Annotated in this window: 15 protein-coding genes; 10 read left to right on the top strand and 5 right to left on the bottom strand. The window is 72.1% G+C overall.

The window, feature by feature from the left end:
* Positions 1 to 15: 15 nt before the first annotated feature.
* Together ACPA54_RS11765 and ACPA54_RS11760 are read right to left on the bottom strand one after the other, a co-directional pair.
* The gene (locus tag ACPA54_RS11765; RefSeq protein WP_423528723.1) at positions 16 to 2,433 is read right to left on the bottom strand and encodes an HAD-IC family P-type ATPase; all 2,418 of its coding nucleotides are present in this window, start codon (positions 2,431 to 2,433) and stop codon (positions 16 to 18) included.
* A 52-nt stretch (positions 2,434 to 2,485) separates the two neighbouring features.
* Positions 2,486 to 2,809: a DUF2530 domain-containing protein gene (locus tag ACPA54_RS11760; RefSeq protein WP_423528721.1), complete on the bottom strand. Its 324-nt coding sequence runs from the start codon at positions 2,807 to 2,809 to the stop codon at positions 2,486 to 2,488.
* A gap of 223 nt (positions 2,810 to 3,032) precedes the next feature.
* Between ACPA54_RS11760 and ACPA54_RS11755 the strand changes: the two genes are divergently transcribed.
* The 7 genes from ACPA54_RS11755 to ACPA54_RS11725 all read left to right on the top strand — a co-directional run bounded on the left by ACPA54_RS11755 (position 3,033) and on the right by ACPA54_RS11725 (position 10,409).
* Entirely contained in the window at positions 3,033 to 4,529 is a 1,497-nt protein-coding gene (locus ACPA54_RS11755) for an NCS2 family permease (RefSeq protein WP_423528719.1), read from the top strand.
* A gap of 63 nt (positions 4,530 to 4,592) precedes the next feature.
* On the top strand, positions 4,593 to 5,024 hold the full coding sequence (locus tag ACPA54_RS11750; RefSeq protein ID WP_423528717.1) for a MarR family winged helix-turn-helix transcriptional regulator: 432 nt from the start codon (positions 4,593 to 4,595) through the stop codon (positions 5,022 to 5,024).
* A 142-nt stretch (positions 5,025 to 5,166) separates the two neighbouring features.
* On the top strand, positions 5,167 to 6,441 hold the full coding sequence (locus ACPA54_RS11745; protein WP_423528715.1) for an MFS transporter: 1,275 nt from the start codon (positions 5,167 to 5,169) through the stop codon (positions 6,439 to 6,441).
* 134 nt (positions 6,442 to 6,575) lie between these two features.
* A complete protein-coding gene (locus tag ACPA54_RS11740) occupies positions 6,576 to 7,301 on the top strand; it encodes a maleylpyruvate isomerase family mycothiol-dependent enzyme (protein ID WP_423528713.1) in 726 nt (241 codons plus the stop codon).
* A gap of 576 nt (positions 7,302 to 7,877) precedes the next feature.
* The gene (locus ACPA54_RS11735; protein ID WP_423528712.1) at positions 7,878 to 8,384 is read left to right on the top strand and encodes a SigE family RNA polymerase sigma factor; all 507 of its coding nucleotides are present in this window, start codon (positions 7,878 to 7,880) and stop codon (positions 8,382 to 8,384) included.
* Complete coding sequence (locus ACPA54_RS11730) at positions 8,371 to 9,240, top strand: AsmA family protein (protein ID WP_423528710.1); 870 nt, start codon at positions 8,371 to 8,373, stop codon at positions 9,238 to 9,240. Before ACPA54_RS11735 ends, ACPA54_RS11730 begins: the two co-directional genes overlap by 14 nt.
* Positions 9,241 to 9,347: 107 nt before the next feature.
* On the top strand, positions 9,348 to 10,409 hold the full coding sequence (locus tag ACPA54_RS11725; protein WP_423528708.1) for a hypothetical protein: 1,062 nt from the start codon (positions 9,348 to 9,350) through the stop codon (positions 10,407 to 10,409).
* A 13-nt stretch (positions 10,410 to 10,422) separates the two neighbouring features.
* On the opposite strand, the gene ACPA54_RS11720 is transcribed toward ACPA54_RS11725, so the two are convergent.
* Together ACPA54_RS11720 and serC are read right to left on the bottom strand one after the other, a co-directional pair.
* Positions 10,423 to 11,652: an MFS transporter gene (locus tag ACPA54_RS11720; protein ID WP_423528706.1), complete on the bottom strand. Its 1,230-nt coding sequence runs from the start codon at positions 11,650 to 11,652 to the stop codon at positions 10,423 to 10,425.
* A gap of 95 nt (positions 11,653 to 11,747) precedes the next feature.
* Positions 11,748 to 12,869 (bottom strand): phosphoserine transaminase, encoded by a 1,122-nt coding sequence (gene serC / locus ACPA54_RS11715; protein ID WP_423528704.1) that lies wholly within the window; start codon positions 12,867 to 12,869, stop codon positions 11,748 to 11,750.
* Between the two features lie 157 nt (positions 12,870 to 13,026).
* On the opposite strand from serC, the gene ACPA54_RS11710 reads away from it, so the two are divergent.
* Both ACPA54_RS11710 and ACPA54_RS11705 read left to right on the top strand, forming a co-directional pair.
* Positions 13,027 to 13,380: an Imm51 family immunity protein gene (locus ACPA54_RS11710; protein WP_423528703.1), complete on the top strand. Its 354-nt coding sequence runs from the start codon at positions 13,027 to 13,029 to the stop codon at positions 13,378 to 13,380.
* A 113-nt stretch (positions 13,381 to 13,493) separates the two neighbouring features.
* On the top strand, positions 13,494 to 16,469 hold the full coding sequence (locus ACPA54_RS11705; RefSeq protein ID WP_423529003.1) for an FAD-binding and (Fe-S)-binding domain-containing protein: 2,976 nt from the start codon (positions 13,494 to 13,496) through the stop codon (positions 16,467 to 16,469).
* Positions 16,470 to 16,580: 111 nt separating this feature from the next.
* Here ACPA54_RS11705 and ACPA54_RS11700 read toward each other — a convergent pair whose 3' ends face one another.
* Entirely contained in the window at positions 16,581 to 18,371 is a 1,791-nt protein-coding gene (locus tag ACPA54_RS11700; RefSeq protein ID WP_423528701.1) for a PucR family transcriptional regulator, read from the bottom strand.
* A gap of 271 nt (positions 18,372 to 18,642) precedes the next feature.
* On the opposite strand from ACPA54_RS11700, the gene ACPA54_RS11695 reads away from it, so the two are divergent.
* Complete coding sequence (locus ACPA54_RS11695; protein WP_423528699.1) at positions 18,643 to 20,205, top strand: APC family permease; 1,563 nt, start codon at positions 18,643 to 18,645, stop codon at positions 20,203 to 20,205.
* Positions 20,206 to 20,295 lie beyond the last annotated feature (90 nt).

The following is a 20,295-nucleotide window of genomic DNA, read 5'->3' as shown; positions in this document are numbered from 1 at the left end:
CGGCTTCGGCTGCTGCTACGTCCTGGCGCCCGGCTTGCGCGGCTTCGCGTGGGCCGGGCCCTTGCGTTCCGGGTGCGTGCCGTTCGCGTTCCCGTGTTCCGGCCGGTAGCGGTCGATCCAGCCGGAGACGTGCCAGCCGAGTTCCAGGACGGCCATGCCGATACCGCCGATGCCGACCGCGATGCCCCAGTTCGGCAGGTCGTCGGGGTACAGCGCGAAGAAGTCGGCCAGGAACGGCACGAACAGCGCCAGCACATAGCCGAGTCCCATCGCGGCGATCAGCAGGATCTTCCACCACGTGTAGGGCCGCGCGACGATCGCCAGGATCCACATGGCGACCATGAACAGCGTGATGGTGGCCGCCGTGCGGTCCTGGTCGAGGCTGGATTCGCCGGCCACCCGGGCGATGGCGTAGGTGGTGAACGTGGCGGCGGCCGCGACGATGCCCGAGGGGATCGCGAACCGCAGCACGCGTTCCACGAATCCCGGCCGGGCGCGCTCGTTGTTGGGGGCGAGTGCGAGGAAGAACGCGGGGGTGCCGATGGTGAGGGTGCCGATGAGCGTGAGGTGCCGGGGCAGGAACGGGAACGGCAGGCTCACGACGCCGATGAGCAGCGACAGCAGCAGCGAGTAGACGGTCTTCGACAGGAACAGGTTCGCGACCCGTTCGATGTTGCCGATCACCCGGCGGCCTTCCGCGACCACCGACGGGAGGCTGGCGAACTTGTCGTCGAGCAGCACGATTTGCGCGACCGCGCGGGTGGCCGCGCTGCCGGTGCCCATGGCGACGCCGATGTCGGCGTCCTTGAGGGCGAGGACGTCGTTGACGCCGTCGCCGGTCATCGCGACGGTGTGCCCGTTCGACTGCAGGGCCGACACCATCGCCCGCTTCTGCTGCGGGGTGACCCGGCCGAAGATCGTGTTGTCGTCGAGCTTCCGGGCGAGTTCGGGTTGGTCGGCGGGCAGGGTGCGGGCGTCGACGGGGTGGTCGGCGCCGTCCAGGCCGAGCTTGCCGGCGACCGCGCCGACGGCCACCGCGTTGTCGCCGGAGATGACCTTGGTGGCGACCTGCTGGGTGTGGAAGTACCGCAGGGTGTCCGCCGCGTCGGGCCGGAGGCGCTGCTCCAGGACGACCAGGGCGGCCGGGGTGGCGGAGCGCGCCGCGTCGTCGGACAGCGCGCCGTCCACCTGCGCGAGGAGCAGCACGCGCAGGCCTTGGGAGCCGAGTTCGTCGACGTCGGAGAGGAGCGGCGTGCCCGGTCGGAGGAGGACGTCGGGGGCGCCGAGCAGCCACGAGCCGTGTGCGGCGAAGGTGGCGCCGCTCCACTTGCGGGCGGAGGAGAACGGTTCGACGGCGGTGACGCGCCAGCCTTCGCCTTCCGGGGCGGGGCAGGCGTCGACGATGGCCTGGAGGCTGGCGTTGGGCCGCGGGTCGGCGGTGCCGAGGGCGCCGAGCACGTCCTTGACCGGCAGGTCGCCGTCGAGGGTGCGGATCTCGCCGACGTCCATGCCGCCTTCGGTCAGCGTGCCGGTCTTGTCGCAGCACACGACGTCGACGCGGGCGAGGCCCTCGATGGCGGGCAGTTCCTGGACGAGGCACTGGCGGCGGCCGAGCCGGATCACGCCGACGGCGAAGGCGACCGAGGTGAGCAGCATGAGGCCCTCGGGGACCATCGTCACCACGCCGGCGACCATGCCGGTCATGGCGCCCGCGAACGAGTTGCTGCTGCGGAGCTGGCTGACGAGGAGCAGGACCGCGACCGGGACCATGATCCAGGTGACGTATTTGAGGATGCGGTCGAGTCCGGACCGCAGCTCGGAGCTGGTCAGGGTGAAGCGGCTGGCTTCCTCGGCGAGCTGGGCCGCGTAGGCGTCGCGGCCGACCTTGGTGGCGCGGAAGGCGCCGTTTCCGGCCGCCGCGAAGCTGCCGGACATGACCGGGTCGCCGGGGCGCTTGTGCACCGGGTCGGACTCGCCGGTCAGCAGCGACTCGTCCATCTCCAGGCCTTCGGCGGCGACCACGACGCCGTCGACGACCGCCTGCTCGCCGGAGCCGATCTCGCAGACGTCGTCGAGCACCAGGTCGCGGGGGGTGACCTCGGTGGTGCGGCCGTCGCGGCGCACGCGCGCCTTGGCCTCGCCGACGACCGCGAGCGCGTCGAGGGTCTTCTTGGCGCGCAGCTCCTGGATGATGCCGATGGCGGTGTTGGCCACGATGACCAGGCCGAACAGGCCGTCCGCGGGCTCGCCGAACACCATGATCACGACGAACAGCGTCCCGATGATGGCGTTGAACCGGGTGAAGACGTTGGCCTTGACGATGTCCGCGGTGCCGCGGCTGGACCGCGCCGGGACGTCGTTGACCTGTCCCGCCTCGACCCGTTCGGCGACCTCCTGCGAGGTCAGTCCGGTGGGCGGCTCAGCTTCGATCATGACCTGAAGTTACGTCATGAGATGACCGATTTTGTGCGGTTTGCCGGTGTGTTCAGTCGCGGGGCATGTCCGGGTCGTCGCGCGGGGCGTTCGGGTGCCGCGCGGCGTATTCGGCGGCGTGGCGTTCGGCGTCCCGGCGGTCCAGCGCCGCGTGCCGGCGGCGCACGTACCAGAGGCCGAGTATCCCCAGCCCGGCGCCGGCCAGCGCGCACCACGACCACCACTCGTGGCCGTCGTCGGCGAGGGTGTCGCGGAACGGCAGCGACATGAGGAACAGGGCGAACCAGACCACCGTGCCGACTGCGACGATCTTCACATCGTCGGCTTCGAGCGGTTCGGGGTCGGGGCGGCGGATGCGCGCTTGCTGCCTGGTCACAAGCGGCAAGGCTACTCGGCGCGGGTGGACGGGGGGTCTTGGGAGGGGGTATGCGACACGCGACCGGTTTCGTCCGATGCGTACCTGTCTGGCACCCTGTGAGCGCCGGATAAGGAGTTGGAGCTTTCCCCAGGGAATCCCCGCAACCGCCGGCCTCCCCCTGGAGGAACATCCGAACCGGCGCTCGTCCCCGCCCGCGCCGCAGTCCCCGAGGAACGCCTTCATGACCGCCGGTGCCCCCGCATCCGCCGTCCGCACCCCCGCGCCCAAGCCGCCGAAGAAGGGCCGGATCGCCGCGCTGGCCGCGCGCGGCGCGCGAGCCAACGACCGCTTCTTCAAGATCTCCGAGCGGGGCTCCTCGCCGCTCCAGGAGGCGCGCGGCGGCATCGCGACCTTCTTCACGATGGCCTACATCATCGTGCTGAACCCGATCATCCTGAGCGGCGCGACGGACAAGTACGGCCACCACCTGTCGCACGGACAGGTGGTCACCATGACCGTCCTGGTGGCCGCGGTGATGACGGTGATCATGGGGGTGGTCGGCAACATCCCGCTGGCGATCGCCGCCGGGCTCGGCCTCAACGGCGTGGTCGCCTTCCAGATCGCGCCGAAGATGTCGTGGCCCGACGCGATGGGCCTGGTGGTGCTGTCCGGCATCGCGATCGTGCTGCTGGTGGTCACCGGGCTACGCGAACTGATCATGGACGCCATCCCGCTGGGGCTGAAACAGGCCATCGGGGTCGGCATCGGCTCGTTCATCGCCTTCCTCGGCCTCGTCGACGCGGGCTTCATCTCCCGCACCCCGGACGCGGCCGGCTCGACCGTCCCGGTCACCCTCGGCACCGACGGCCACCTGCAGGGCTGGCCGACGCTGGTGTTCTGCCTCGGCGTGCTGCTCACCTTCGTGCTGCTCGTCCGCAAGGTGCGGGGCGCCATCCTCATCAGCATCGTGCTGATGACCGTGCTGGCCATGATCGTCAACGGGATCGCCGACATCGCGCCCGGTCAGTGGGGCCTGATCCAGCCCGAGGTGCCGGACCAGGTCGTCTCCACGCCGGACTTCGGGCTGCTCGGCAATGTGAGCCTGACCGGCGCGTTCTCCGAGGTCGGCGTGCTCACCGCGGTGATCTTCGTGTTCACCCTCATGCTGTCCGACTTCTTCGACGCGATGGGCACGATCATCGGCGTCAGCAGCGAGGCCGGGCTGGTGGACGAGAAGGGCAAGATGCCGCGCATCGGCCGGATCCTGTTCGTCGACGGCCTCGCCGCCGTCGCGGGCGGCGCCGCGTCCTGCTCGTCCAACACCTGCTACGTGGAGTCCACCGCGGGCGTCGGCGAAGGCGCCCGCACCGGCTTCGCCAACGTGGTCACCGGCCTGTTCTTCGCCGCCGCCCTGTTCCTCACCCCGCTGGCCACCGTGGTGCCGTACCAGGCCGCCACTCCGGCGCTGGTCGCGGTCGGCTTCCTGCTCATGACCCAGGTGAAGAAGATCGACTGGGACGACTGGGAGCTGGCCGTCCCGGCGTTCCTCACGATCGTGCTCATGCCGTTCACCTACTCGATCACCAACGGCATCGGCGCGGGCTTCCTCGCCTACGTCGTGCTCAAGGCCGCCAACGGCAAGGCCAAGCAGGTGCCGTGGCTGCTGTGGATCGTCGCGGCGTTCTTCTTCGTCTACTTCGCCATCGACCCGATCGAGCAGCTGCTGGGCGTGAACTGACGGAATAGGACGGGTGCAGAATCCGTTGGCCGTTAGCGAAGGTAATGATCTAAGCTAACGAACGTGTCCTTGTCCGATTCCGACCGCGCCTCGGTCGCCGTGCTCCGCGCGTCCGTGCTCAAGCTCGCCCGCCGCCTGCGCAACCAGCGGGCGGACGAGACCCTGAGCCCCACGCAGCTTTCCGTGCTGGGCGTCCTGGTCGCCAAAGGGGCCATGACCCCCGGCGAACTGGCCCGGCACGAAAAGGTGCAGCCGCCGTCGATGACGCGCGTCATCGCCGGGTTGGAGGACCGCGGCCTCGTGCGCCGCGATCCGCACCCCGACGACCGCCGCCAGATCACGGTCACCGCCACCGAACCGGCGGCCCACGTGGTCGCCGAGAGCCGGCGCCTCGGGAACGCGTGGCTCGCCGCGCACCTCGAAGCGCTCTCCGAGGACGAGCTGGCCGCGCTCCGCGCCGCCGTGCCCGTCCTGGAGCGCCTCGCCCAGCTCTGACGGGGGGAACGAGGCGGACGGCCGAAGGGGTCGGACGGACGAGGAGACGCACCGTGCTCGCGGTGCCGCACGTCCGTCCGATGAAGGGAGCGCCTTGGCCACCGCCGCGCCGCAGGCCAGTGCCGGACCGGCCCGACCATCCATGTTTTCCTCGCTCCACAACCGCAACTACCGCCTCTTCGCGGCGGGCCAGGTCGTCTCCAACACCGGCACCTGGATGCAGCGCCTCGCCCAGGACTGGCTGGTCCTGAAGCTCACCGGCAGCGCGATGGCGCTCGGCATCACCACCGGTCTCCAGTTCCTGCCCATGCTGCTGTTCGGCCTGTGGGGCGGCGCGATCGCCGACCGCTACCGCAAGCGCCCGCTGCTCATCGCCACCCAGACCGTGATGGGCCTGCTCGCCGCCACCCTCGCGGTCCTCGACCTCACGGGCGCCGTCGACGTCTGGCACGTGTGGCTGCTCGCCGTCGGCCTCGGCCTGGCCACCGCCGTCGACAACCCGACCCGCCAGTCCTTCGTCGTCGAAATGGTCGGCCGCAAGGACCTGCCCAACGCGGTCAGCCTCAACTCCGCCAACTTCCAGCTCGCCCGCATCACCGGCCCCGCCGTCGCGGGTCTGCTCATCGCCGCGATCGGCACCGGCTGGGTCTTCGCCGTCAACGCGGTGTCGTACGCCGCCGTCATCGCCGGCCTGGCCGCGATGCGCGAGCGCGAACTGAACCCGGTCGTGCCGGTGCGCCGCGAACCCGGCCAGCTCCGCGAAGCCCTGCGGTACGTGCGGGCTCGTCCCGACCTGATCGCGACGTTCGCCCTGGTCGGCTTCATCGGCACCTTCGGCTTCAACTTCGCGGTCACCCTCGGCGGCTTCGCCAACCAGGTCTTCCACGCCGGACCCGGCGCGTTCGGCCTCCTCAACACGGTCTTCGCCCTCGGCTCGCTGGCCGGCGCCCTGCTCGCCGCGCGGCGCGGGCGGTCGCGGATGCGCATGCTCATCGGCGCGGCCCTGGCCTTCGGCGTGCTGAGCGTCGTGGCCTCGCTGATGCCGGGCTACTGGAGCTTCGCGATCGCGTTGATCCCCATCGGCATCGCCGGGATCACCTTCAACACCGCGGCGAATTCCACCGTGCAACTCGGCGTGGACGCCGCGCTGCGAGGGCGGGTGATGGGCCTGTACATGCTCGTGTTCATGGGCGGTACGCCCCTCGGCGGCCCGCTGGTGGGCTGGATCGCCGAGCAATTCGGGCCGCGCGCGGCGCTGTTCTTCGGCGGCGCGGTGTCCGCCGCCGCGGCGGTCGCCGTAGGCCTTGTCCTGGCCCGGAATTCCGGCCTGAAGGTGCGTGTGCGGGTGCGCCCGCACCCGGCCGTCCATCTGGTGGACCGGGCGCCCGCGACCAGTCCCGAACCCGTTGCGGTGTGATTCCTTACCCCTGTGGTCAAGAACTAACACATAGTCAAAATCCTTGCGGTGTAAGGCAAATCTTTATGGGTTGCTAGCCCGCATGGGTGACGGAAGTCATCGACATCAATCGTTCCACGCGGAACGATTGACCTATGGACTATGTGCGATTCCAGCACTCGCTCCAGGCGGAAGGCGTACGCCTGGCCGAATCCGCGGCGACTGGACTGGACACCCCGGTCCCGTCCTGCCCCGGATGGACGGTCGCCGATCTGGTCGGACACACCGGATCGGTCTACCGGACGGCAACCGAGCAACTACGCACCGGAAACCGCGGCGATCCAGCCGCGGCGGCGGCTCCCCGAGCAGACCTGCTCGCCTGGTACAGCGAGGCTTTGGCCGAACTCCGCGCGGAACTGGCCCGCCGCGACCCCGGTGACCCGGCGGACGGCGGGGACGGCTCCGCCGACGACGTCGGATTCTGGTACCGGCGGCTGGCCCACGAGGCAGCGATGCACCGCACGGACGTGGAGATGGCGGTGGGCGTCCCAAGGCCCATCGACGTCGACCTCGCCGTCGACGGCATCGACGAGGCCCTGCGCGTACTGCTGCCCATCCGGTACGACGCGGCCGGACCCGATGCGGCGGTCGGCCGCACCATCGGCGTCCACACCCACCAGCAGCACTGGCGCCTGACGCTGCGCCGCGACAACGTCGAAGTGTCCCGCTCGCCGGGCTTCACCGACGCCGCCGTCGCGGGCGATCCCGGGGACCTGCTGCTCTACCTGTGGGGCCGCCGCCCCGGCACGGTGGTGTCGCGCACCGGCGACCTGACCGTCCTCGGCGCGTTCCGGCGGCGGCTCGCGCTCTCGATGGTGTAGCCCACCCCCGATGGTGTAGGCCCGCACCGCCCGCCGACCCCGGCGGTTTCGACCCGACCGCCGTCCTCGACCCGTGCCCGGAGCCGGGTGGGGCCGCGCGGGGGTTAGTTTGGACGGGTGAACCCACGCACGCGTACGCGGATCGTGTCCGCCACCCTCATCCTCCTGCTCATTGCCGTCGCGATCGGTGCAGCATTCCAGTGACCTCGCGATGACCCTGCGTCGACCTGCGGCAACAGCCGCCGACCGGTCCGCCGAACCTTCGCCCACCCCCGCCGCACCGCGTCGGGCCGGGGCGTTCCCAGGAGACTCACAGGTTTCCTTCACTGGTTCGTAACAGTTTCCGTGCAACCGTCTGCCTTCGCCGGTGTGTAATCCCCCCGGGTGAACCGGTAATTCCCGGGATGGGCGGAGGTGGCGCGGAGCGTGCTGGTGCGGACGGCCGAAACGGCGGCGGGAAGGCCTGTGGGATCATCGGTCCTTTGGCCGACCACGCAGCCGGCCCGCGCGGTGCCGCGCCCCCGAGGGGGGCCGCCGGCCACGGGCCGGGCGCCCGACCCCGAGGGACGACGACACATGACCGAGGAGGAGTTCGACGCGTTCTACCATGCGTCGTTCTCCCGCCTCGTCCACCAGCTCTATGCGCTGACCGGGGACTTCTCCGAGGCGCAGGACGTGGTGCAGGAAGCGTTCGTCCGGGCCTGGGACCGCCGCTCGCAGTTCTTCGCCGCGGACGCCCCCGAAGCGTGGATCCGCACCGTCGCGTGGCGGCTCGCGGTGAGCCGCTGGCGGCGCGCCAAGCGCGGGTGGGAACTCCTCCGCCGCAACCACGTCGACCAGCCCGTCGAAGGTCCGGACCCCAACCACGCGACCCTGGTCGCCGCGCTGAAGCAGCTTCCCGAAGCCCAGCGCCAGGCCATCGTGCTGCACCACCTGTGCGACATGACGGTCGACCAGATCGCCGCGGAGGCGGACGTCCCCACCGGCACCGTCAAGGCCCGCCTGTCGCGCGGCCGGGCGGCGCTCGCGAAGATCATCGGGGACCGGGAAGGGGAGGCGGAGGACAACCGTGCCCGTTCCTGACGACGACCTCGCCGACGTGTACCCCGACCAGCACCAGGACCCCGCGCTGGCGCGCGCGCTGCGCGACCTGCCGATGCCCTCGCCCGCGGTGCCGCGGTGGTCGCCCGCCGAGGTGCGGCAGCGGGGCGTCCGGCGGCGCAACCGGCGGCATGCCGCCTGGGGCGGCGCGGGGGTGATCGCCGCCGCACTCGTCGGGGTCCTCATCGCCGGGCCTCTCACGCCCGAGCGGGGCCCTACCGGGGCGGCCGGGCCGCAGCAGGTCCAGGCCGCCGACCCGGGGGCGTCGAACAGAACGCCGGGACCGGGGTCTGACGGCGCGACGCCGTCGGCGTCGCCGTCCGCCGCGCGCATCGACATCGGCAACCTCGAACTCACCATCTACGACGACTCCGGACGCCCGAGCGGCGACATGATGGACGCGGTGGCGAACGACGCCGCGGTGGACACCCTGACCGGGCCGACCCACCTCGAAGTCGTCGGCCGGTACGAGAGCAAGGCCTTCGAAGTCGCGGCGACCGCGGGCGGATCCGACCTCAGCCTGCCGTGGGTCGTGGAACTCGCCACCGGCAACGGCCAGTTGCTCTACGTCACCTCTCCCGCGGCGTGCCCCGACCAGGGTTGCGAAGACCATCTGGCGAACCAGGCGGTCATCGGAGTGTTCACCCAGGCCGGCGCCCGCAAGTTCTACGACTCGGTCGAACAGGGCGACGCCGTCGACGTGGTGGGCTACTGGGGCGGCGGCAACTCGACGGTGCCGCCGTCGTCGGCGCCCGCGGACGCGTCGTCGGCGGCGAAGTCCCGAGCAGGGCAGCCCGAAGCGCGGACCTCGGCACCCCCGGACACGGTCGCGGGCTGACCCGGCGCGGCCGACCGGCGGGGGCGGCGGACCACGGGACGGCGGACCACGGGACGACGGCGACCCTCCGCTGCCGCAGCACACGCGGGCTGGCACTGTTGTGCGGCATGAGGTTGTCCCGCCCGCGTCTGCCCGCGGCCGCCGTGCCGGTAATTGCCTTTCTGCTGCTGCCCGTTGCCGCCGCGCGGGCGGAGACCGCACAGAGCGAGCTGTTCGCGGTCCAGGATCCGCGGATCACCGAGTCCAGCGGCCTGGCCGCCAGCGCGCTGCATGCCGACGTCTACTGGACCCACAACGACAGCGGCGACCAGCCGCGGATCTATGCGATCGGTGCGGACGGCCGAACCAAAGCGACGGTGACGCTCGCCGGGGTGCAGGCCCGCGACTGGGAGGCGATATCCACCGGCAAGGACGACGCCGGGCGGCCGGTGCTGTTCGTCGGCGACATCGGCGACAACAAGGCCGAGCGCTCCGAGGTGGTGGTCTACCGCGTCGCCGAACCGGCCGAGCTGAAGGACGCCACGGTCACTCCGGTGAAGTACCGGGTGCGCTACCAGGACGGGCCGCGGGATGCGGAAGCGCTGATGGCCGATCCGCGCAGCGGGAAGCTGTACATCGCGAGCAAGGCCAATCAGGGCGCCGTGTACGAGCAGCCCGCCGCGTTGTCCGACTCCGCCGTCAACACGTTCACCCGGGTCGCCGCGGCACCCCCGGTGGTGACCGACGGCGCGTTCTCGCCGGACGGCACGCGGCTGATCCTGCGGGGCTACTTCGGCGCCACCATGTACGCCGCACCGGGCCGGGAGATCGGCACGGTCAGCGTGCCGTTCCAGAAGCAGGGCGAGTCGGTGACGTTTACCCGCGACGGGCGGGCGGTGCTGTTCGGCAGCGAAGGCGCGAACAGCACGGTTTACCGGGTCGCGTTGGAGGGCGAGGCGGTGCCGGACATGGCGGCGGGCCGCGGGGCCGCGGGACCGCAGGTCGTGTCCCCGGGGCCCGGTTCCGCACCGAGTGCCGCGCCGGCGCTTCCGGCGCCGGGGGGCGGGGACCAGGACGGGGATGCCGGGCGGCCGAAGCAGAAGGCGTACGGGCCCGGATTCCTGGCGGTGTTCGGGATCGTGCTGACCGTCTACGTGGTCATGCAGATCCGGGGCCGGAAGAAGGGCTGACGCCCGTCGGCGCTCACCGGGCGGGCCCGGCCGCGGTGCGTCCGCTGAGCAGGAGCGCGGGCACGGCGGCGGCCAGGAAGACCGGCACGATGAGGAAAGCCGTGCGGGTGTCGAGCAAGTCGGCGAGCAGCCCGAGCAGGAACGGGGCGCCGCCCGCGGCCAGCGCGGTCGCCAGCGCCGAGCGCGAGGTGGCCAAGTCGCTGCGGCCGTCCGCGCATTCGATCGACCGCGCGACGGCCAGCGGAAACTGCACGGACATGCCGCAGCCCGCGACGAACAGGCCCGCGAACGACAGCCACGGCACGGTGCTCAGCCACAGCACGGCGAACCCGGCGAAGTTCACCGCGAGCGCGGTGAGGTAGACGCCGGTGAGCGGGAACCGCAGCGTCAGTGTCCCGCCTGCGAGACGGCCGGCGCACAGGCCGGCGACGACCGCGGTCATCGCGGTCGCGGCGGCGCCTTCGGACAGTCCCGCGCGGTCACGGAGCAGGTCGGAGGCCCACAGGGAGAGGGAGAACTCGACGGCGACGGCGGTGACGACGACAGTCCAGGCCCACCAGTAGCGGCGGGGAAGGGGGTGGTCGGAGGTGGTGCGGTGCTCCGTGGGCACGGTGGCCGCGACCCGGTCGTGCCCGGGTATTCGGGTGCTGCGGAACAGCGCGTACAGGGTGGCGATCAGCAGCGGGGTGGCGAGCATGCCGTAGCGCCAGCCGAGGCCGGAAGCCTGGGCGCCGCCGATCGCGAGCGGCGCGACCATGCCGACCGCGGCGCCGATGCCGTGCGCTTCGCTGAGCCGGCCGGGCCCGGCATCCGGCCCGTGGTGGTCGACGACCGCGGCGGCGACCAGGTTGACGACGGCGAAGCCGCCGAGCCCGCACAGCATCGCGCCGGTGACGGTCACCGCGGGCCAGGGGCCGAGCCCGTACACCAGGACACCCGCCGCGAGCGTGGCGAACGACCCCCACAGCGCGGGGCCGCGGCCCCACCACAGCACCGGGCGGCTGCCGAGCAGGCCGACGACCAAGCCGCCGACCGCATAGCCCGTGCTGTGCAGGCCCGCGACGGCCTTGCCCACGTGCTGGTCGTCGCCGAGCAGCGGGACGGACGGGCCGAAGCAGTACAGGAAGTATGCGAACACGGCCATCTGCAGGTACAGCAACCACGTCGCCCGGTCCCGGCCGGCGGGTGCCGTCGTGGGGACGTCGGCGGACATGCCGGGTGCGGCGGTTTCGGCGCGATTCACGCGAAGAGGGTACTTGGTGCGGCAACGGAAAAACCCTCCCCGTCGGCTTGGGGCCGGGGGAGGGTTCTCCGATGCCGCGGGTGTCCGCGCCGGGCTCAGCCCAGGCGCTCGACCACGTGGTCGATGCAGGCGGTCAGCGCCTCGACGTCCGACGGCTCGACGGCCGGGAACATCGCGATGCGGAGTTGGTTGCGGCCGAGCTTGCGGTACGGCTCGGTGTCGACGATGCCGTTGGCGCGCAGCACCTTGGCGACCGCCGCGGCGTCGACGCTCTCCGCGAAGTCGATCGTGCCGATGACCTGCGAGCGCTGCGCCGGGTCGGTGACGAACGGGGTCGCGTAGGCGGACTTCTCGGCCCACGTGTAGAGGCGGGACGACGAGTCGCCGGTGCGGCCGACGGCCCAGTCCAGGCCGCCTTGGCCGTTGAGCCACTCGAGCTGGTCGGCGAGGAGGAACAGGGTGGAGATGGCCGGGGTGTTGTACGTCTGGTCCTTCGCCGAGTTGTCGATCGCGGTCGGCAGGTCGAAGAACGGCGGGATGTAGCGGTCGGTCGCGGCGATCCGCGCGGCGCGCTCCAGCGCGGCGGGCGAGAACGCGGCGAGCCAGAGGCCGCCGTCGGCCGCGAAGCACTTCTGCGGCGCGAAGTAGTAGACGTCGAACTCGTTCGGGTCGACCGGCAGGCCGCCCGCGCCGGACGTCGCGTCGACCAGGACGAGGGAGCCCTCGTCGGCGCCCGCGGCGCGCTTGATCGGCATGGCGACGCCGGTGGAGGTCTCGTTGTGGGTCAGCGCGTAGGCGTCGACGCCGGCCTCGGCGACCGGCAGCGGGTGCGTGCCGGGCTCGGACTTGACGACGGTCGGCTCGTCCAGCCACGGCGCGGCCTTGACCGACGACGCGAACTTGGAGGAGAACTCGCCGAACGACAGGTGCTGCGACTTGCGCTCGACCAGGCCGAACGCGGCGATGTCCCAGAACGCGGTCGAACCGCCGTTGCCGAGCACCACCTCGTAGCCCTCGGGGAGACGGAACAGCTCGCGGACCCCGTCGCGGACCTTGCGGACCACGTTCTTGACCGGCGCCTGCCGGTGCGAGGTTCCGAGCAGGGAGGTGCCGGTCGCGGCGAGCGCGTTGAGCGCTTCCGTACGGACCTTGGACGGGCCCGCGCCGAACCGGCCGTCGACGGGCTTCAGCTCTTCGGGAATCTGGATCTCGGCCACGGTGTGAGGGTAACCGGGGCCGGGTCATGGAAACGTCAAAATCCACAAAGTGAGACGATCTGGACCGGGATGTGGAATCGCCGGCGACGGGGAGTGAGACCGGGTGGGGGCGCGGGGTGAGACGGCGGGTGTCGCCGCCGCCCTCTACGATCCCCGCGTGACCGATCATGAGGCATTGGCACCGCTGACCTTGTCGGAGAGCCCCAGCAGCCCCGGGCGGTTCAGCCTGCTGCTCGACGTCGCCGAACCGCGCGTCATGGCGGTGTTCGAGGCGTGCGGGCAGTACGGCAACGGATACGCGTGGGAGGGCGTGGCCCGCTCCGCGGTGCGCAACCGCGCCCCGGGGCTCGACGGCCGCTTCGACTACGACTGCGAGGCGGGCATGTTCGCTGCTTACGGCAGGGACCGGGAGGCGCTTCGGAGCCTGGGGGTGCTGCTGCGGGATGCCTACCTGGACGATGCCGTGCTGCGGGAGCTGATCGAGTCGGGGGATCCGGGGCAGTTCGACTGAGTCGAGCGGGGGCGGGGGCTGTGGACAACTCGGGAGCCTGTGGATGACGGGGTTGCTGTCCGCGGCGCTGCTTTGTCAGGCCTTTGACAAGGGGATCCCCCTTGACCGGTGTGATGGTCGTACTCGCGGCGGGTTGTGGTGCCACGGGCCGCGCGCGTTGCCAGACTTGGCCCGTGCCTGATTCCGACGTCGCCGCAGCGTCCGCCCCCGACCTCGCGCAAGCGCTGCGTGCGCGGATCCGGGGCGGGGTCCGTTTCGACGCGCAGGCGCGCGGACTCTATTCGATGGACGCGTCGAACTACCGGCATGTCCCGACCGGGGTCGTCACCCCGCGCGACGTGGAGGATCTGGCCGCGGCGGTGGCCGTCTGCCACGAACAGCGGGCGCCGATGACCGTGCGCGGCGGCGGCACCAGCATTGCCGGGCAGGCCACCGGCCGCGGTGTGGTGCTCGACACCGCGCGGCACCTGACGCGCATCGAGTCGCTCGATCCGGACGCGCGAATTGCGGTGGTCGAGCCGGGCGTGGTCCTCGACGACCTGCGCGCGGCCGCGGCGCCGTACGGCCTCACCTTCGGCCCCGACCCGTCCACGCACAGCCGCTGCACGCTCGGCGGCATGATCGGCAACGACTCGTGCGGCGCGCATTCCGTCGCATGGGGCCGGACGTCGGCCAACGTGGCGTGGCTGGACGTGCTCACCGCGGACGGCGTCCGCATGCGCGTCGGCCCGGAGTCCGCCGTCGAGCCGGAGGCCGGTTCGGACATCGGTGCGGAGCGGATCCGTGCCGAGTTGCTGGCGCTCGCGGACGACAACCTCGCCCTTGTCCGCACCGGCTTTCCGCGGCTCGCCCGCCGGGTGTCCGGGTACGCGCTCGACCGGCTGCTGCCCGAGCACGGCCGCGATCTGGCGGGTGCGCTGGTCGGCACCGAGGGCACGTGTGCGGTGGTGCTGCGTGCGGGTGTCCGGCTGGTCGAGGCGCCGCGGGTCCGGGCGCTGGCGGTGCTGGGGTTCGCGGACGATATCGCGGCGGCGGAGGCGGCGCCGGCGGTGCTGCCGTACGGGCCGCTGACCGTGGAGAGCCTCAGCGCGGAACTCGCCGCGCTGGCCTGGTCGGCGCGCTCGGTGCGGCTGCCGGACGGCGGTGCGTGGCTGTTCGTGGAGACCGGCGGCGACACCCGCGACGAGGCGTACGCACGGGCGTTGTCCGTCGCGCGCGGCCTGGGGCTGTCGGCGTCCGCGTACCGGATCGAGGCCGATGCCGCGGGGCAGCGGGCACTGTGGCGGATCCGCGAGGAGGCGTCGGGCACGGCGACCCGGCTCGCGGGCGACGTCGAGGCATGGCCGGGGTGGGAGGACACCGCCGTGCCGCCGGAGCGCCTGGCTGCCTATCTGCGTGAACTCCACACGCTGATGGGGCGATTCGGCCTGCGCGGGCTGCCGTACGGGCATTTCGGCGAGGGCTGCGTGCACATCCGCTTCGACTTCGACCTGATCAGCGAACCGGGGGTGGCGCGATTCCGCGGCTTCTCGTCCGAACTCGCCGATCTCGTGGTGGCACACGGCGGTTCGCTCTCCGGAGAGCACGGAGACGGACAGGCCCGAGCCGAGTTCCTGCCGCGCATGTACGGCGACGAACTGGTCGGGCTCTTCGGGCGGTTCAAGTCCGTATGGGATCCGGACGACCTGCTCAACCCGGGCGTCCTGGTGCGCCCCCGCCCGATCGACGCCGACCTGCGCTTCGCCGGGATGCCCCGGACGCCGGTCCCGGTCGCGTTCGGATACCCGCACGACGGCGGCGACTTCGCGGCCGCGGTTCGCCGCTGTGTCGGCGTCGGCAAGTGCCGCGAGTCGGCGTCGACGGCGTCCGGCGGCGTCATGTGCCCGTCGTTCCGCGCGACCGGCGAGGAGAAGGACTCGACGCGCGGCCGGGCCCGGCTGCTGCACGAAATGCTCGTGGGCGACGTGGTGACGGACGGCTGGCGCGCGGAGGAGGTCCGCGACGCGCTGGACTTGTGCCTGTCCTGCAAGGGCTGCCGCAGCGACTGCCCCGTCGGCGTGGACATGGCCACCTACAAGGCGGAGTTCCTGCACCACCACTACGCCGGGCGGGTACGGCCCCGGGCGCACTACACGCTGGGCGCCCTGCCATGGTGGGCGCGGGCGGTGGCGTCGGTGCCGTCGGCCGCGCGCGTGGTGAACGGTTTGGCGGCGCGTCCGGCGTTGGCACGGGCGGGGCTGGGGTTTGCGGGCCTCGACCCCTCGCGCGGGCTGCCGGCCTTTGCGCCGGAGCCGTTCACCCGCGGTTGGGTCCGACGCCGGCCGGTTGCCGTCCGCCGCTCGGCCCTCGGTGCGCCCGGCCCGCGCGTCGTCCTCTGGCCGGACACCTTCACGAACCACTTCGCCCCGGAGATCGCGTGGGCGGCGGTCCGGGTGCTGGAGGACGCGGGGCTGACGGTCGTGGTGCCGCCCCGGCCGGTGTGCTGCGGACTGACATGGGTGTCGACGGGTCAACTCGACACCGCTCGCCGGGTCATGCGCCGGACCTTGCGCACCCTGGAGCCGGCGCTGACCGCAGGATTGCCCATCGTCGGACTTGAGCCTTCCTGCACGGCGGCGCTGCGGTCGGACGTGCCCGAGCTGCTCGGCCGCGAGGCGGCCGAACTCCCCGGCCTGGTCCGCACCTTCGCCGAGACCCTTGCCGAGTACGCCCCCGGCTGGACCCCGCCCCGCCTCGACCGCCCGGTCACCGGCCAGCTCCACTGCCACCAGCACGCCATCCTCGGCGACGCCGCCGACCGCGCGCTCCGCGAACAGGCGGGTCTGTCGGGCACCTTGACCGGCGGTTGCTGCGGACTCGCGGGCAACTTCGGCTACGAACCGGGCCACGCCGGGATCTCGACCCGCATCGCCGCCGAACGCCTGCTCCCGGCCTTGGAATCCACGCCCGACGCCGAGGTCCTGGCGGACGGCTTCAGCTGCCGCACCCAGATCCGCGAGCTGACGGACCGGCGGCCGCGGCATCTCGCGGAGGTCTTGGCAGACGGGCTGGCAGAGGGGCTGGCAGAGGGGTTCGACGGGCGCGCGTAGCCCATGCGGATTTGCCTTTGCGGAAAGCGTTTTTCGCGAAGGAGTACCGCCCCCCGGTGTCACCAAACGGGACCCGGACGGCGTCGACCGCATGATCGAGCCGAGCCGGTCCTACACGTGGCGACGGGCCTGCAATGCCAGGCGCAGGCCCAGCACCGTTTCCGGATCGTCCAAGTCCGTGCCCAGCAGCAGCGAGATCCGGCCCAGGCGGTCGTACAGCGTCTGGCGGTTCAGGTGGAGGTCGCGGGCCGTCTCGGCCTTGCGGCCGGCATGGGTCAGGTAGGCCTGGAGGGTGGGGAGGAGTGGCTGCCGGGCGGTGCGGTCGTGTTCGAGGAGGGGCCCCACCGCGCGGCGGACGAAGGCGGCGAGGTCGGCGTGTTCGCGCATGCGCCACAGGAGGAGTTCGATGTCCAGGCGGCGGGCGTCGTACCACGGCTGCTCGGGGAGGCCGCGGGCCGCGGAGGCGGCCTCGGCGGCGTGCCGGAGGCCGGGGCCCGCGGCCGGCCACGGGCCCGCGGCGCCCACCACGACGACCGGGGGGACCGGGCCGGGGGCGAGGCCGGCGCGGGCGAGGCCGGCGCGGAGAGCCGCGGCGACGCGGTCCGCGACCGCGACGCGTTCGCCCGCCGCGCGCAGGCCCAGCAGCAGGGCGAGGCGGCCTTCGACCGGGCGCACGCCCAGCAGCGTGGGCAGGCCGAGGCCCGCGAGCTCCTCCTGGACGACCCGGGCGATCGGCGCCCAGTCCGCCGGGCCCACGGCCTCGCCGAGGGCTTCGCCGGGGCCGTCCGCGCCGAGGCGGACCACCACCGGCAGCAGCGGGCCGGTGTCGTGCTGGAAGCCCAGGACCCGGGCCTGCCGGGCGGCGTCCTCCTCGGCGACCCGGCCCTCGGCCAGATCCCGGAGGAAGTCCCCGCGGCCGCGGGCGGCGAGCTCCTCCTCGTGCCGGGCCTGCCGCAAGGCCACCGCGAGCAGGCCCGCGGCATGGTCGACGACGATCCGGCCGAGCGGCAGCACCGGACCGTGCACCGGCAGCACGACGAGCCGGCCGCGCAGCGGCTGGCCGCTCTGCCCCGGTGAGGGGCCGCCCGCGGGGACGTCGACGACGAGCGCGGTGCCCGGCACCAGTGCGGTGGCGGCCCGTTCGTACGCTCCGGAACCGCCGCGGCCGCCGCGCAGCCCGGCCCACGCGTCGAGAGGGTCGGCGTCGCCCTCGGGGCCGATGCCCGATGGCGACGCGGTGTAGAGGAGCCGTCCGTCGGCGTCCTCGAGGTACACCGGGTTGCCGACGTTGTCGGCCAGCAGCGCCAGCACTTCGGGGACACCGCCGCCGCCGAGCAGGACCTCCGTGCAGCGGCGGTGCACGTCCTCGCCCTGCCGCAGCAGTGCGTAGTGGCCGTTGACGATCTCCGTGTGGATCGCCTCGGTGACCGCCACAAAAGGGACTTCGCGGTGCAGCTGGACGAGTGGCAGGCCGCGGCTGCGGGCGGCTTCCACCATCGCGGCGGGCAGCACGTCGAAACGCTGGCCGAGTTCGACGACCAGCGCGGCGATGCCGCGGTCCGCGAGCTGCGCCACGAAACGGCGCTGGTCGGCGGGCCGGGGCCCGATGCCCAGGCCGGTGGTGAGCAGGAGTTCCTCACCGCGCAGCAGCGACGCGATGTTGGGGACCTCGCTGGTGTGCACCCAGCGGATGGCGCGTTCCAGACCCTCCGGGCACGCCACGACCTCCGGCAGGCCGCGCCGCAGCGGCGGGAGTTCCAGGGCCTCGCGGACGGTGATGCCGGCGAGGCCCGGCCGGTCCTGGCGGCCCGAGGCCGGTGCGGTCCGGGCACCCGGCGGACCCGCCGCCGACGCCGCCGGGCCGGGAGGGGCGGCGGTCGCGATTGTCCCCGAGGTGTCCATCCGGGCAAGTTACCGGCGATTTTGCCCGCCGGGAATAACGGCGGCGTTGCGAACCCCGCACACCGTCGGTGCGCCCCGACACTCCGTCGCCCCCCGGGCCCGAAGTGCTGACCGGCTGTCGGTTGTCGCGGAACGCTTCCCGCATCGAAGCTGGCGGACCGAATCGACACCGCGACATCGAACAAGCGATCAGACGTCATCGGAATGTGATGCGTGCAGGCTAAAAATCGCTCACATTCCTCACGCATTCCGAGCATTCGAAGGAGGTGGCATGTCCACGGAGAGCAGCACCGCGGCCCCGCCCGCGTCCGGTTCCGGCGAGGTGAACCGGCTCAAGGCAAACTCGGTCGGCCTGGTCGGCGTCGTCTTCATGGCGATCGCCACGGCGGCCCCGATCACCGCGATGACGGGCAACCTGCCGGTCATCGCGGGCAAGCAGGGCAACGGCCTCGGCGCGCCCGCGGCCTATATCGTCGCGACCGTGGTCCTGACCATCTTCTCGGTCGGCTACGTGACCATGGCCAAGCACATCACCGCGGCGGGCGCGTTCTACGGATTTATCTCGCACGGCCTCGGCCGCATCGTCGGCATGGCCGCGGGTCTGCTCGCGGTGATGGCGTACGTCGTGTTCGAAGCCTCGATCCTCGGCTTCTTCGCGAAGAACCTGCACGACCTCGTGCAGGACCAGTTCAACACCGACATCCACTGGGGCGTCTGGGCGTTCGTCGGTGTCGCGATCATCGCCTGTCTCGGCTACTTCGACATCCACCTGACCGCCAAGGTGCTCGGCATCGCGCTGGTGCTGGAGATCTCGATCCTCGCCCTGGTGTCGCTCGCGGTGATGTTCACCGGCGGCGGCCCGGACGGCTACCTGGCGGGCGAAGCGCTCAACCCGATCCACGGCATCGAGGGCGCGGACGGCACCATCGGCGCGGCGGCCGGCTTCGGCCTGTTCTTCGCGTTCTGGTCGTGGGTCGGCTTCGAGTCGACGGCGATGTACGGCGAGGAGTCCCGCGACCCCAAGCGTGTCGTGCCCCGCGCCACGCTGATCTCCGTGGTCGGCGTCGGCCTGTTCTACGTGTTCGTCTCGTGGATGATGGTGTCCGCCCAGGGCCGCGGTGTCGTGGAGGACAGCAGCGGGCTGTTCTTCGACCCGCTCGGCGACCACTTCGGCGGCTGGGCCGTCAAGGTCTTCCGCTGGCTCATCGTCACCGGCTCGTTCGCGTGCGCGATGGCGTTCCACCAGTGCGCCGCCCGCTACCTGTACGCGATCGGCCGCGAAGGCTTCATCCACCCCTCGCTCGGCAAGACGCACCGCACACACGGTTCCCCGCACATCGCCTCGGTCGTGCAGACCGTCATCACGGTCCTCATCGTGACCGGCTTCCTGCTCGCCGACATGGACCCCGTCGTGCACATGTACGGCCTGCTCGCCCTCCTCGGCACCGGCGCGATCCTCATCGTGCAGACGCTGTGCTCGTTCGCCGCCGTCGGCTACTTCCACGTGCAGGGCAAACACCCCGAGACGAAGCACTGGTTCAAGACACTGGTCGCGCCCGTCGTCGCCGGCGTCGCGATGATCGGCGTTGTCGGCCTGCTGTTCTACAACTTCGAATCGGCCGCCGGTGATGCCGCGAACACGCTGCTGTTCGACCTGATCCCGTGGATCCTCGGCCTGCTGTTCGTCGGCGGCATCGCCCTGGCGCTCTACATGAAGGCCAGCAGCCCGGACGCCTACGAGCGGATGGGCCGCATCATCCTCGAAGACGCCGGGGAACGCGACCACGCGCCGGCCATACCAGCACAGACGGCTACCGACCCCGCGCGCACCTGACCCCGGTCCCCGCCTGAACCCCGCCGCCCCGGCCTGCTGCTGACTGCGCATCAGGCCGGGGGCGGTCCGCGGCCCCCGGGCCGTACGCAG

It is taken from the genome of Uniformispora flossi (assembly GCF_049534875.1).
Lineage (GTDB): Bacteria > Actinomycetota > Actinomycetes > Streptomycetales > Streptomycetaceae > Yinghuangia > Yinghuangia aomiensis.
This window is presented reverse-complemented; position numbering and strand designations above follow the sequence as displayed.